The following is a 13548-nucleotide window of genomic DNA, read 5'->3' on the forward strand; positions in this document are numbered from 1 at the left end:
GCCCCGAGTTTCCTCATCATCCACCGGCTTGCCTCAGCCGGCCTTCGTTTTCCGCTGCCCTGCGCCTGGGGGGTAGGCGAGGCACCGGACCTTCCTTGACCTGCTCGCCCGGCAGTTCGTCCCTGCCGGGCCCTCTTCGACTTCCTGGCTACGAAGAAGACACTAACCTGCGTGCAGCACGATGTCTACTCCCGTGAGAACAGATTTCCTCCCGTACGAGGGTCTGGATCGTCGACTCTCCGTCCCTGCGCGGGAAGCCGGTTCCCCAGGCAGCGTGCGGTGACCGCCGTCCAGGCCGTCAGGGCGAGCCAGGCCAGGGGGTGGGGTGAGAGAGGGAAGGCCTTGCCGCCTTCGACGGCGGTGATCTCGGTGGTCGCCGTGGCGTACATGCCCAGGGGGAAGACGATGGTCCACAGCGCGGGCTCGTAGGTGAGGGGGATGCGGTGGCGCAGGTGACGCCAGTTGCCCGCGGCCAGGAGCAGGGGGATCAGGAGGGTGGCCCAGGCCCACAGGGCGAGGACCGCGACGGCCAGGAAGGCACGGGCGGCGCCGGGCAACAGGTCGCCGTGCGCGAGGAGTCGGGCGCCGGCCAGGGTGCTGATGGCGGCGGCGCCCATGGTGACCCAGTAGGCGGGGGTCAACTCCGCGGCCGGGGGCGGCTGGTGGCGCAGGCGCCGGACGACCAGCGCGAGGGTGGCCGCGTACAGAAGTGAGCCGGCGCTCCAGAGCACGAGCGCGAGGGTGAGGACGGCGCGATCGGGGTGCGGGCCGGTCAGGGCGAGGCCCAGCGCTTGCAGCCCCACGGTGGCCAGGAACCAGCTGCCGTCGGCCCGCCGCACCGCCGTGCGCGGGCCGGGCGTCTCCGGACCGACCCCGCTCCCACTCCCGGCGATGGCGCGCTCCTCGGCTCCGGGGGCGGCCCGGACGACGCTCCGCCCGACGGCCCGGGCCAGCAGCAGCCACACCAGTGCCGCGAGGAACAGGAGAACGTGGGCCGCGTACCGGAGCGGGCCGGCGTCGAACCGCGTGGCGAGGACGCCACTGGCCGCGACCAGGGTGAAGTGCCCGAACAGCCGCGCGGGGTCGCGGAGTTCGGCCCGCAGAGTCGCGCGGTGGTACCGGGCCTTGAGCGCGGTGCCGGTCAGGAGCACCAGGTACGACGCCACCGCGATGCCGAACAGCGCGCGGGACACGGTGGGGGCTCCCGCTTGCGCCATGGCCCGGGAGACGATGCCGGTGGCCATCACCGGGGCGAAGCACGCGGGCGGCAGGCGCCGGCACCGGTCGAGCAGTTCTTCCCGCATCAGCGGCGGACGAGGGGCTTTCGCCCGGTCTGGCGCCGCGGGGGTCGGGGTTCGTGGCCGTGGGCGGCCGGCACGTGACGGGCTCCGCGCGAGCGGTAGACGACGTAGGGGCGCACCAGGTAACCCAACGGCACGGTGAAGGCGTGGACCAGGCGACTGAAGGGCCACAGGGCGAACAGGGCCATGCCGAGGAGCGCGTGGACCTGGTAGGTGAGGGGGGCGTGTGCCATGGCGGGCACGTCCGGGTCGAGGGTGAACAGGGAGCGGAACCACACCGAGACGCCTAGGCGGTAGTCGTAGGGGTGGGGCCGCAGCGTGGTGGCGGTGGCCGTCAGGCCGGCCAGGACGACACAGATCAGGATCGGGTAGACGGCCCGGTCGCTGCGGCTGGTCGCGGCCCGGACGGCGGGTACCCGCAGCCGCCGGAAGAGGAGGATCGCGAGGCCGGCGAGGGTGGCGAGGCCGGCGGTGCCGCCGACGAGGAGGGCGTTGGCGTGGTAGAGCCACTCGTGGACGCGCACCCGCTCGGTGAGCGATTCGGGGACGAGCAGACCGATGGCGTGCCCGGCGGCGACGAAGAGGATTCCGTAGTGGAAGAGCGGCCCGCCGACGCGCAGCAGCCGGCTCTCGTGCAGCTGGCTGGAGCGGGTGGTGAAGCCGAACCGGTCGTAGTGGTGGCGCCAGGCGGTGCCGGTGACGAGGACCGCGAGGGCGAGGTAGGGCAGGACGCCCCACAGGGTGGTCTGCAGATGGCTCACCGGGAGGTCTCCTCCGCGTGCGGGGCGTCCGTTGGTCGTTGGGGGAAGGGAAGGAGGCCGACCGCCTCGGTGGGAGGGCCGCCGCGGGCCAGGCGCAGGGCCGCCTCCCGGGTGGCCGGGCCGGGGCCGGGCAGTGCGTGGCAGACGGCTTCGACGATGTCGGCGTACGGGCTGTGGTGGTCGGTCAGGGCGAGGCGCAGCAGTTCCAGGCCGGGCCGGTGTTCGGCGAGCAGGCGGGTGCCGGGCTGCGGGGCGCGGGCGGCGAACTCCAGCATCAGGGGCAGGAAGTCGGGCAGTTCGTCCTCGGGCGGCTGCCAGCCGTGGTCGCGGTAGAGCCTCTTCAGGCGGGCGAGGTTCGTGCCGCGTCTGCGGGTGTCGCCGTCGGTGTAGTACGTCAGGTAGAGGCAGCGGCGCCGGCTGCGGTCGAACGTCGTGACGTACCGGGCGGCGAGCGTGAGCGGCGCCGTGTCGCGGACCGTGGCGCAGAACCGCAGCAGGAGGGCGACGTCGGGGCCGGGCAGTGGCTCCAGGGCCGCGGTCACGGCGTCCAGCCGCTCGGGCCAGCGCGTGTCGGGGTAGCCGAGGAGCAGTGCGGCGGCCTGGTGGACGGCGGGGCCGCTCACCGTGCCGTGCCCTCGTCGTGCGGGAAGAGGCCCTCGGGGCGCCCTCTGCCGTTCCAGTTCAGGAGGTTGACGCGGCCGCGCAGTGAGGCGCCGGCGTGTTCGGGTGCCCGGTCGCCGTCCTCGTCGGCCGCTCCCCCGCCGTCCCCCGCGAAGGGTCCGTGGAAGGCGTCCGCGTCGTACATCCCGGGGCCGCCGGGGCCGTCGAGGCCGCATCCCGCGTCCGGCGCGTCGGCGTCGATGTCGCCCGGCAGGGGGGCGGTGTAGCTGGTGGGGATGACGTACCGCTCGTCGTACTTGGCGAGGGCGAGGAGCCGGTACATGCCGAGGATGCCCTCGGCGTCCATGCCGACGGCGCGGGCGATGGCCGGGTCCTGCGCCTCGCCGAGGTTGACGCGCCGCATGTGGGAGCGCATCGCGGCGAGGCGGCACAGCGCGGCCTCCACCGGGGCCGGGTCGCCCGCGGTGAAGAGCCCGGCGAGGTACTCCACGGGGATGCGCAGGGAGTCGATCGCCGCGAAGAGTTTCGCCGGGTCCTCCCCGTCGTGCCCGGTGGCGGTCAGGGACTCCACGACCGGGGACAGCGGCGGGACGTACCAGACCATGGGCATGGTGCGGTACTCGGGATGCAGCGGCAGGGCCACCTTGTAGCGGCTGATCAGGGCGTGCACCGGGGAGCGCCGGGCGGCGCTCACCCAGTCGTGCGGGATGCCGGCCTGTTCGGCCGCGCGGCGCACGGCGGGGTCCTCGGGGTCGAGGAAGCAGTCGAGCTGGGCCTGGTAGAGGTCCTTCTCCTCGGGCGTGGCCGCCGCCTCGCCCACTTTGTCCGCGTCGTAGAGGATGACGCCGAGGTAGCGCAGCCGCCCCACGCACGTCTCGGAGCAGACGGTGGGCTGGCCCGCCTCGATGCGCGGGTAGCACAGCGTGCACTTCTCGGCCTTGCCGCTCTGGTGATTGAAGTAGACCTTCTTGTACGGGCAGCCGGTCACGCACATCCGCCAGCCGCGGCAGCGGTCCTGGTCGACGAGGACGATGCCGTCCTCGACGCGCTTGTACAGGGCGCCGGAGGGGCACACGGCGACGCAGGACGGGTTCAGGCAGTGCTCGCAGATCCGCGGCAGGTAGAACATGAACGCCTGCTCGTACTCGAGCCGCACCTGCTCGTTCATCTGCTGGAGGATCGGGTCGCCGGCGAGGTGCCCGGGCCCGCCGCCGAGGTCGTCGTCCCAGTTGGGACCCCAGGTCACCGCGGTGGGTTCGCCGTCGATCAGGGACCGGGGCGGCGCGGTGGGCACGTCGTCGCCGAGCGGCGCGGAGATGAGGTTGTCGTAGTCGTACGTCCACGGCTCGTAGTAGTCCGCGAGGGCCGGCAGTTCGGGGTTGGCGAACAGGCGGGCCAGGCGCCGGGCGCGGCCGCCGCTGCGCGGCACCAGGCGGCCGTGTTTGAGCCGCCAGCCGCCCCGCCACTTGTCCTGGTCCTCGTAGGCGCGGGGGTAGCCCTGGCCCGGGCGGGTCTCGACGTTGTTGAACCACACGTATTCGGTGCCGGACCGGTTGGTCCAGGTCTGCTTGCAGGTGACCGAACAGGTGTGGCAGCCGATGCACTTGTCGAGGTTCATCACCATCGCGACCTGTGCCATCACGCGCATGTCAGTACTCCACGTTCTGCGAACGGCGCCGGATCACGGTGAGCGCGTCGCGCTGGTTGCCCGTGGGGCCGTAGTAGTTGGGGGCGAAGGAGAGCTGGGCGTGGCCGCCGATGAGGTGGGTCGGCTTGATCAGCAGCCGGGTGAGGGCGTTGTGGACGCCGCCGCGCCGCCCGGTGGCCTCGGACTTCGGGACGTTCACCAGTCGCTCCTGGACGTGGTACATGAACACGGTGCCCGGCGGCATCCGGTGCGAGACGACGGCGCGGGCCACGACCACGCCGTTGGCGTTGTGCGCCTCGATCCAGTCGTTGTCCGCGACGCCGATCTCCTCGGCGTCGGGCACGCTGATCCAGATCACGGGGCCGCCGCGGGCCAGGGTCTGCATCAGCAGGTTCTCCTGGTACTCGGAGTGGATCGACCACTTCGAGTGCGGGGTCAGGTAGCGCACCGTCACCGACCGGCCGCCGTCGCCCTGCCCCGGCTGCTCCCCGAGCGCCGCGAGGTCCAGCGGGGGCCGGTAGACGGGCAGTTGTTCGCCGTACTCGGCGATCCACGCGTGGTCGAGGTAGAAGTGCTGGCGTCCGGTGAGGGTGTGCCAGGGCTTGCAGTGCTCGGTGTTGATCGTGAACGGCGCGTAGCGGCGGTCGGGGCCTTCCTTGCCCGACCACTCGAAGCTCGCGCCCACCTGTACGGGGCGCGCCTGGGTGTCGGAGAACTCCACCCGGCGCTCGGCCACCGAGGCGCCCAGTTCCGCCAGGCCGGTGTCCGCGCCGCACCGCTCGGCGAGCCGCTCGAACCCCTCGGCGGCGAGGCGGCCGTTGGTGGTCCCGGACAAGGCGAGGATGGCCTCGCACAGTTTCACGTCAGTGTCGAGGAGGGGCCGCCCCCGCGCCGGGCCGTGGCCGGCCGTCCCGCACCGGGCGGCCAGCCACCGGGCCTCGGGGCCGGGGCGCACGGTGACTCCCTTGACCGTCATGCCCTGTTCCTCGGCGAGCGGCCCCAGGGCGGCGATGCGGTCGCCGATGGTGGTGTAGTCCCGTTCCACGACGGTGAAGTGCGGCCCGGTCGGCCCTTCCGGCGGGGCCTCGCCGGGGGTGTCGTGCTGGAGGGCGGTGGCGACGAGGTCGTGGGCGGTGTCGAGGCGGCCCCGGGCGAGCCGGGAGACCTCCGCGGCGAGGCCGTGGAAGATCTCGAAGTCGGTGCGTGCCTGCCACGGCGGGCTGATCGCGGGTGAGAACGCGTGCACGTAGGGGTGCATGTCGGTGCTCGACAGGTCGTGCTTCTCGTACCAGGTCGCCGCGGGCAGCACCAGGTCGGCGAAGAGGGTGGTGGACGTCATCCGGAAGTCGAGGGCGAGCAGCAGGTCGAGCTTGCCGCGCGGTGCCTCGTCCCGCCAGGCCACGTCGCGGGGCCGGGACCCGGGCAGGGCCTGCTCGGCGCTCGCGTTGTCACTGGCGCCGAGCAGGTGGCGCAGGAAGAACTCGTTGCCCTTGGCCGACGAGCCGATGAGGTTGGCCCGCCACACGGTGAGCACGCGGGGCCAGTTGGCGGGGTCGTCGGGGTCCTCGCACGCGTAGGACAGCCGCCCCGCGTCGCGTTCGGCGGCCACCCACCGCGCCGGGTCCGCGCCGGCCGCGCGGACGCGCTCGCCCAGCTCCAGGGGGTTGGCGCCGAAGGTGGGGTACGAGGGCATCCAGCCGCGGCGGGTGGCGTGGGCGACGAGGTCCGCGGTGTGCAGGCCCGTGAGGCCGCCGGGGGCGGTGGGCGAGGCGAGGGCGTCCGCGGTGAACTTCTCGTAGCGCCACTGGTCGGTGTGCAGATACCAGTACGGCGTGCCGGCCATCTGCCGTGCGGGGCGGGTCCAGTCGGCGGCCGTGGCCAGCTGCTGCCAGCCCGCGTACGGGCGCACCTTCTCCTGGCCCACGTAGTGCGCCCAGCCGCCGCCGTTCACGCCCTGGCAGCCGGTGAGCAGCAGCAGCGACAGGAACGAGCGGTAGATCGTGTCGGAGTGGAACCAGTGGTTGGTCCCTGCCCCCATCACGATCATGCAGCGGCCCCGGGTGCGCTCGGCGGTGCGGGCGAACTCGCGCGCCGCCCGCACCACGGCGCTTGCGGACACGGAGGTGATGGCCTCCTGCCAGGCGGGTGTGCAGGGGCAGGACGCGTCCTCGTACGAGGTGGGCCACTGGCCGGGCAGGTCCTCGCGGCCCACGCCGTACTGGGCCAGCATCAGGTCGAAGACGGTGGTGACCAGCCGCCCGCCGACGCGCAGGGCCGGCACCGCGCGCCGCAGCGTGGCGCCCGGCGTGTCGAAGCGCGGCAGGGCGACGGTGGCCGGCGTCGCGCCGGGGCGGCCGTGGAAGCTGAGCAGCGGATCGATGTCACCGAGGTCGAGGTTCCAGCGGCCCTCGCCCTCCTTGGCCCAGCGGTCCCCCAGGGTGCCGTTCGGGACGTGGGGCCGGCCGGTGGCCGCGTCGAACAGGACGGGCATCCAGCGCCGCGCGCCGGCTTCGGCGTCCGGTGCCAGATCCAGGTCGCGGGCGGTGACGAACGCGCCGGGCGTGTGCGCGTCCGTGCCGTGCTCGTCCGTGCCGTGCTCGTCGAGGGCGACGAGGAACGGCAGGTCGGTGAAGCGCTTGACGTAGTCGGTGAAGTACGGCACCTGCCGTTCGACGAAGCACTCCCGCAGGATGACGTGCCCCATGGCCATGGCCAGCGCCCCGTCGGTGCCGGGGTGGGGGTGCAGCCACTCGTCGGCGAACTTCGTCGCGTCGGCGTAGTCCGGGGAGACCACCACGACCTTCTGCCCCCGGTAGCGGGCCTCGGCCATCCAGTGCGCGTCCGGGGTGCGGGTGACCGGCACGTTGGAGCCCCAGAGCATCAGATAGGCGGCATCCCACCAGTCCCCGGACTCGGGTACGTCCGTCTGGTCGCCGAAGACCTGCGGCGAGGCGATCGGCAGGTCGGCGTACCAGTCGTAGAACGACAGCATCGGCGCACCGATCAGCGCGTGGAAGCGGGCGCCGGCCGCGTGCGAGGCCATCGACATAGCGGGGATCGGGGAGAAGCCCGCGATCCGGTCCGGCCCGAACTCCTTGAGGGTGTGCACATGGGCGGCCGCCGCGATCTCCAGTGCCTCGTCCCAGCCGATGCGCACCAGGCCGCCCTTGCCCCGGGCCGACTGGTAGCGGCGGCGCAGATCGGGATCGCCGGTGATCTCGGCCCATGCCGCCACCGGGTCACCGCCGAGGCGGTGCTTTGCATCCCTGAACATCTCCACGAGGACGCCTCGGGCGTGCGGGTACTTCACCCGGGTCGGCGAGTACGTGTACCAGGAGAACGACGCGCCCCGCGGACAGCCCCGCGGTTCGTAGTCCGGCCTGTCCGGTCCCGCGGAGGGGTAGTCGGTCGCCTGGGTCTCCCAGGTGATCAGACCGTCCTTGACGTACACCTGCCAGGAGCAGGACCCCGTGCAGTTCACCCCGTGCGTGGAGCGCACCACTTTGTCGTGTGCCCAACGCTCCCTGTACGGTTGGTCGTTGACCCGTTGATCCGATTTGAATACGGCCCGGTCGTCGGGCGTGGCCGGAGCCCGCCGCAACATCTGTCCCACCGCGAAGAGCCGCTCGGCCGCGTCGGCCGCGACCTGATCCACCTTCGCCCTGCCACGTCCCACGCCCTCGGGCTCCCCTCGGGGATCGGCGCGCCCGAGCAGTCACCCCGGACGCGCGCCTGTCGACGAACGAGGGCCACACTCCTCCTGGCCGGCCCGCCGGAGGCACTTCTTTTCGGCCAGTTTGGTGTATCCAGAACTTATTTTTCTTGCCCTTTGCAATGGTTGGACCTTTTGCTCGAAACGGTGCGGGGCGGGGCGGACTTGCCCGCGTGGATAGGGTGCGCGGACGAGTTTTCGGCTGGCGGCGTACGCCGTGTGTATCGAGGACGGGCGGGTGTTGCTCGCCCATCACGTGTCGGGGAACTGGACGCTGCCGGGTGGCAGGTTCGAGCACGGGGAGGATCCCTTCAACGCGGTGGTCCGCGAGGTGGCCGAGGAGGCGGGCTGCGTGGGGGTGGTCGAGCGGTTGCTGGGCGTGGACTCGCTGGTCGATGCCGGCCTCGCTCTCGCCGAGGGCCTTCCGGCGACCGGCCATGTGCCTCCCGTACCGGTCGGTGACCTGGTCCAGCACTGAGCCCTTGCCCCAAGGACACGGGGCTGGTGTTCAGGCTCCGGTGCCGGTCCGGTCAGGGGCGATGTCGGACGGGTGCTGGGGAGAGGGGGCGTTCGCGGGTCCGGGGGTGGTCGGGGGTCCGTCCTTGAGGAGGAGCCGCAGGATCGGCCCCGTGGACAGCGTGGTCAGCACCGCCATGGTCACCAGGAGCGTGTAGCCGACGTCGTCGAGGAGCCCCAGCTCCCGGCCCGTGGTGAGCACGATGAGTTCGGTGAGTCCGCGGGTGTTCATCAAGGCGCCCAGCGCCGCCGAGTCGCGCGGCGTCAGCCTCGACAGACGGGCGGCGCCCGCGACGGCGAGGAACTTGCTGCCGCCGGCCGCGACCAGCAGGATCACGAGGTCGACCAGCTGGGCCGGATCCAGTTCCGACAGGTCCACCTGCCAGCCGGCGACGACGAAGAACACCGGCATCAGGACCCGGCTGTCGAGGGAGCCGAAACTTCGGCGCAGGTCGGCGTCGGCCCGCGCTCCCGGTGCCCTCTCCCGCTCGCCGTCCGGCCCGCCCGGCTCGTGGTCCAGCCCGCGCAGGGCATGCGTGCGGATGACGCCGAAGACGAAGGCACCGACGATGAAGTGCAGCCCCATCCACTCGGTGGCGGCCGCGGAGGCGAGGACTCCGGCGCAGGTGAGGGAGAGGTCGAGTGATGTGCGCCCGGAGCGTGCGAGGGTGCGCAGCACCGGTCGTGCCACAGCGGTCAGTACGAGCAGATAGGGGACGAACCACAGCAGGCGCCAGGGGGTGTCACTGCCGCACAGCACCATGACGACGCCCAGCATGGCCCAGGCGAGGACGTCGCAGAGCGCGGCACTGGCCACGGCCAGCCGGCCGAGCGGCATCCGGGCGAGGCCCTGGTCCTCGACGATCCGGGCCAGGACGGGGAACGCGGTCACCGACAGGGCGACCCCCATGAACAGCACGTGCGCGACGCCCTGTGCCGGAGGGCCGCCGGGGCTCCACCAGAGGCCGAGCCCGGTGCCCGCCGCGAAGGGGAACACCATCGCGGCCGTCGCGATGCCCGCGGCGGTCCGCCGCGTCGGACGCCCCGCGACCCAGTCGGACTCGGTGCCGAGCTTGAACATGAACAGGGCGAGCCCGAGGTCGGCGAAGGCGCTCAGCTCGCTGCGGATCTCCAGCGGGAAGACGTACTGGGACAGCCCGCCGTCCAGCACGGTCGGCCCGAGCAGGATGCCGGCGACGATCTCACCGATGACGGCCGGCTGACCGAAGCGCCGGGCGACGGCGCCGGCCAGCCGGGCCAGGGCGACGATCAGCGCGAGGTCGACGAAGAGGACGGTCAGTCGGCTGCTGGACACGGTGCTGGTGCCAACTCCCTAGGCCTGCGCCCGGAGGGCGGCGACGTACTCGTTCTGCGTGGGGAGTTCGGCGCGCCCGAAGTCAACAGAAGCAGATGTCGGCGGGCAGCTCAACGGCGCCGCACGCCGCAGCGTCGATAACCTTCAGCCCACGCCGCGTGGCTGCGGCGCAGCGCCCTCGCCGTCTCGTACGCCAGGAGGCCGCCGAAGCTGTGGCCGAACAGGACGTAGGGCGCGGTGAACACCGCCTCGCGGACCAGGGCGGTGACGAGGGGGCGCGGCGCGGTGTGCGCGGGTTCCGCGAGGCGCGCGGAGCGCCCGGGGAGGCGTACGCCCCACAGCTGAACGTCCGTCAGTTCGTCGGCCCACGGCAGGTATTCGTCGCTGGAGCCGCCCGCGTACGCGAACACGTAGAGGTTCAGCGGCGCCCCGGGACGCTCGCGGCGGCGGACCAGCCAGGGTGCCGGTGCGGTACGGGGGTCCATGGGCGCCTCGGGGCGTCAGGGGCGGCGGTGGCCGTCACGGGGTCACCAGGTCTGCCACGGGGCCGGTCGTGGCCGCCCGGGTGGCCCGGCAGGCGGCGCCCCCGGCCGGCACTCCGGCCACGGTCTCAGGCCTGGTACTCGGTCAGATCGATGCCGTGGACGCGCAGCGCATGGCCGGACCGCGGGTGCGTCGTCTCGCGCTCCAGGACCATGCCGAGCTTGCGGGCCACGTTCTCCGAGGCCTGGTCCTGCGCCCGGTGGATGCACACGACCCTTTCGAGTCCGCGGTCCTGGAGGGCGAACTCCAAGGTGGCCTGGGCCGCCTCGGAGGCGTACCCCTGACCCCAGAACTGGGTGCCGAGCCGCCAGGCGATGGCCGCGTCGGCCGCGGCCTCCGGCAGGAACTCGGGCACGAACAGGCCGGTGAAGCCGGCCAGCTCGCCCGAGGCGAGGAGTTCGACGGCGAAGAGGCCGAAGCCCTCGTCGTCCCACTCCTCCTCCCAGCGCTCGATGTCCTGCGCCGTCTGTTCCAGGTCACGCACGCGACCGTCGTCGACCAGGCGCATGACCCGCGGGTCCGCGTTGATCTCCGCCATCGGCGCGAGGTCGCTGTCGTGCCAGGGGCGCAGGAGGAGGCGGGGGGTGCGGATCTCGGTCATGGAGCCCATCCTGCCCAAGGGAGGCGCCCCACCGGTAATCGGCGCTCCCCCGCCCCCTCACCGTGTGAAGCCGATCACTGCCGTGGCCGCTCCGCCGCGCCGACGTACGCCGCGAGGTGCTCGCCGGTGAGGGTGGAGCGGGCGGCGACGAGGTCGGCGGGGGTGCCCTCGAAGACGACGGTGCCGCCGTCGTGGCCGGCGCCGGGGCCGAGGTCGATGATCCAGTCGGCGTGCGCCATGACCGCCTGGTGGTGCTCGACGACGATGACGGACTTGCCGGAGTCCACGAGCCGGTCCAGCAGGCCGAGCAGCTGTTCGACGTCGGCGAGGTGAAGGCCGGTGGTCGGCTCGTCGAGGATGTAGACGCCGCCCTTGTCGCCCATGTGCGTGGCGAGCTTGAGGCGCTGCCGCTCGCCGCCGGACAGGGTGGTGAGCGGCTGGCCGAGGGTGAGGTAGCCGAGCCCGACGTCGGCGAGCCGCCGCAGGACCTTGTGGGCGGCCGGGGTGCGCGCCTCGTCCGCGTCGAAGAACTCCTCGGCCTCGCTCACGGACATCGCGAGCACCTCGCTGATGTCGCGGCCGCCGAGGCGGTACTCCAGGACCGACGCCTCGAACCGCCTGCCCTCGCAGTCCTCGCAGGTCGTGGCGGTGCCGGCCATCATGCCGAGGTCGGTGAAGACGACGCCCGCGCCGTTGCAGGTGGGGCAGGCGCCCTCGGAGTTGGCGCTGAACAGCGCCGGTTTCACGCCGTTGGCCTTGGCGAACGCCTTGCGGATCGGGTCGAGCAGCCCCGTGTACGTGGCGGGGTTGCTGCGCCGGGAGCCCTTGATCGGGCTCTGGTCGACCGAGATCACGCCCGCGTCGGCGGGCAGGGACCCGTGCACGAGGGAGCTCTTCCCCGATCCTGCGACGCCGGTGACGACGGTGAGGACGCCGAGCGGGATGTCGACGTCGACCTTCCGCAGGTTGTTCGCCGTCGCGTCGCGGATCTCCAGGGCGCCCGTGGCCGCGCGCACGCTCTTCTTGACCGCCGATCGGTCGTCCAGGTGGCGGCCGGTGATCGTGTCGGAGGCCCGCAGCCCCTCCAGGGTGCCTTCGAAGCAGACGGTGCCGCCCGCCTGGCCGGCGCCGGGGCCGAGGTCCACGACGTGGTCCGCGATCGCGATCATCTCCGGCTTGTGCTCCACGACGAGCACCGTGTTGCCCTTGTCCCGCAGGCGCAGGAGCAGGTCGTTCATGCGCTGGATGTCGTGGGGGTGCAGGCCCGCGGTGGGCTCGTCGAAGACGTAGGTGACGTCGGTGAGCGAGGAGCCGAGGTGGCGGATCATCTTGACGCGCTGGGCCTCGCCGCCGGAGAGGGTCCCCGCGGGCCGGTCGAGGGCGAGGTAGCCGAGGCCGATCTCCACGAACGAGTCGAGGGTCTGGCGCAGCGAGGCGAGCAGCGGGGCCACCGACGGCTCGTCGAGGTCGCGCACCCAGGCCGCGAGGTCCCGGATCTCCATCGCGCACAGGTCGGCGATGCTCCTGCCCTTGATCCTGGAGGATCTGGCTCCTTCGCTGAGCCGGGTGCCCTCGCACTCGGGGCAGGTGGTGAAGGTGACCGCCCGCTCCACGAACGCCCGGATGTGCGGCTGGAGCGCTTCCTTGTCCTTGGACAGGAACGACTTCTGGATCTTCGGGATCAGGCCCTCGTAGGTGAGGTTGATGCCGTTGACCTTGACCTTGACCGGTTCGCCGTAGAGGAAGGCCTGCAGCTCCTTCTTGGTGTAGCGGCGGATCGGCTTGTCGGGGTCGACGAAGCCGGACTGGGCGTAGACCTGCACGGTCCACTGGCTGTCCGACTTCCAGCCGGGGATGGTGAACGCGCCCTCGGCGAGCGACTTGGAGTCGTCGTAGAGCTGTGTGAGGTCGATGTCGGAGACCTTGCCCCGGCCCTCGCAGCGCGTGCACATGCCGCCGGTGCGCTGGTAGGTGGCCTTGACGGTCTTCGTCCTCGCCGCGCCGCGTTCGACGGTGATTCCGCCGCTGGCCCGGACGGAGGCGGTGTTGAAGGAGTACGCGCTGGGCGGGCCGATGTGCGGTTCGGCGAGCCGGCTGAAGAGGATGCGCAGCATGGCGTGGGCGTCGGTGGCGGTGCCGACCGTGGAGCGCGGGTCGGCGCCCATCCGGCTCTGGTCGACGCTGATGACGGTGGTGAGCCCGCCGAGGACGTCGACGTCGGGCCGCGCCATGGTCGGCATGAAGCCCTGCACGAAGGCGCTGTACGTCTCGTTGATCAACCGCTGCGACTCGGCGGCGATCGTGTTGAACACCAGTGAGCTCTTGCCCGAGCCGGAGACGCCCGTGAACACCGTCAGCCGGCGCTTGGGGATCTCGATGCTGATGTCCTTGAGATTGTTCTCGCGCGCGCCGTGCACACGGATCAGGTCGTGGCTGTCGGCGGCGTGCGGCGCGGACGCCCGCGGGGCCGTTCTCGGGGCCTTGCTCATCGGTCGTGTCTCCCTGTGTCGTGCGGCGCGCCGCCTGCGCG

The 13548-nt window shown here is 72.3% G+C and carries 10 protein-coding genes; 1 reads left to right on the forward strand and 9 read right to left on the reverse strand.

The annotated features are described in order from the left end of the window. Positions 1–185 precede the first annotated feature (185 nt). From ACZ516_RS13325 to ACZ516_RS13345, 5 genes are read right to left on the reverse strand one after another with little or no spacing between them, the layout of a single operon-like run. Positions 186–1304 (reverse strand): tellurite resistance/C4-dicarboxylate transporter family protein, encoded by a 1119-nt coding sequence (locus tag ACZ516_RS13325; RefSeq protein ID WP_469010118.1) that lies wholly within the window; start codon positions 1302–1304, stop codon positions 186–188. After that, positions 1304–2062, reverse strand: coding sequence for a respiratory nitrate reductase subunit gamma (narI, locus tag ACZ516_RS13330; RefSeq protein WP_361081941.1), 759 nt, complete (start codon positions 2060–2062; stop codon positions 1304–1306). Before narI ends, ACZ516_RS13325 begins: the two co-directional genes overlap by 1 nt. Further along, positions 2059–2685 (reverse strand): nitrate reductase molybdenum cofactor assembly chaperone, encoded by a 627-nt coding sequence (gene narJ, locus ACZ516_RS13335; protein ID WP_469010120.1) that lies wholly within the window; start codon positions 2683–2685, stop codon positions 2059–2061. The genes narI and narJ overlap by 4 nt, the downstream gene beginning before the upstream one ends. Further along, entirely contained in the window at positions 2682–4331 is a 1650-nt protein-coding gene (narH, locus tag ACZ516_RS13340; RefSeq protein WP_469010121.1) for a nitrate reductase subunit beta, read from the reverse strand. The genes narJ and narH overlap by 4 nt, the downstream gene beginning before the upstream one ends. A 1-nt stretch (position 4332) precedes the next feature. Further along, positions 4333–7935, reverse strand: a complete 3603-nt coding sequence (locus tag ACZ516_RS13345) for a nitrate reductase subunit alpha (RefSeq protein WP_469010476.1) — start codon at positions 7933–7935, stop codon at positions 4333–4335. Positions 7936–8245: 310 nt separating this feature from the next. Here ACZ516_RS13345 and ACZ516_RS13350 point away from each other — a divergent pair, with 310 nt between their 5' ends. Next, entirely contained in the window at positions 8246–8521 is a 276-nt protein-coding gene (locus tag ACZ516_RS13350; RefSeq protein ID WP_469010478.1) for an NUDIX hydrolase, read from the forward strand. Between the two features lie 30 nt (positions 8522–8551). On the opposite strand, the gene ACZ516_RS13355 is transcribed toward ACZ516_RS13350, so the two are convergent. The 4 genes from ACZ516_RS13355 to ACZ516_RS13370 all read right to left on the reverse strand — a co-directional run bounded on the left by ACZ516_RS13355 (position 8552) and on the right by ACZ516_RS13370 (position 13507). Then, positions 8552–9874, reverse strand: a complete 1323-nt coding sequence (locus ACZ516_RS13355) for a cation:proton antiporter (protein WP_469010123.1) — start codon at positions 9872–9874, stop codon at positions 8552–8554. Between the two features lie 110 nt (positions 9875–9984). Beyond that, positions 9985–10359: a thioesterase II family protein gene (locus ACZ516_RS13360; RefSeq protein ID WP_469010124.1), complete on the reverse strand. Its 375-nt coding sequence runs from the start codon at positions 10357–10359 to the stop codon at positions 9985–9987. A 125-nt stretch (positions 10360–10484) separates the two neighbouring features. Further along, positions 10485–11018, reverse strand: a complete 534-nt coding sequence (locus tag ACZ516_RS13365; RefSeq protein WP_358588528.1) for a GNAT family N-acetyltransferase — start codon at positions 11016–11018, stop codon at positions 10485–10487. 74 nt (positions 11019–11092) lie between these two features. After that, positions 11093–13507 (reverse strand): ATP-binding cassette domain-containing protein, encoded by a 2415-nt coding sequence (locus tag ACZ516_RS13370; protein ID WP_469010126.1) that lies wholly within the window; start codon positions 13505–13507, stop codon positions 11093–11095. Positions 13508–13548: the final 41 nt, after the last annotated feature.

It is taken from the genome of Streptomyces sp. NPDC034037 (genome assembly GCF_055575715.1).

What these genes read in the sequence shown, in the direction of transcription:
- ACZ516_RS13325 (WP_469010118.1), bottom strand. Translation starts at nt 1,304, where the DNA reads ATGCGGGAAGAACTGCTCGACCGGTGCCGGCGCCTGCCGCCCGCGTGC.
- narH (WP_469010121.1), bottom strand. Translation starts at nt 4,331, where the DNA reads ATGCGCGTGATGGCACAGGTCGCGATGGTGATGAACCTCGACAAGTGC.
- ACZ516_RS13345 (WP_469010476.1), bottom strand. Translation starts at nt 7,935, where the DNA reads ATGTTGCGGCGGGCTCCGGCCACGCCCGACGACCGGGCCGTATTCAAA.
- ACZ516_RS13360 (WP_469010124.1), bottom strand. Translation starts at nt 10,359, where the DNA reads ATGGACCCCCGTACCGCACCGGCACCCTGGCTGGTCCGCCGCCGCGAG.
- ACZ516_RS13365 (WP_358588528.1), bottom strand. Translation starts at nt 11,018, where the DNA reads ATGACCGAGATCCGCACCCCCCGCCTCCTCCTGCGCCCCTGGCACGAC.
- ACZ516_RS13370 (WP_469010126.1), bottom strand. Translation starts at nt 13,507, where the DNA reads ATGAGCAAGGCCCCGAGAACGGCCCCGCGGGCGTCCGCGCCGCACGCC.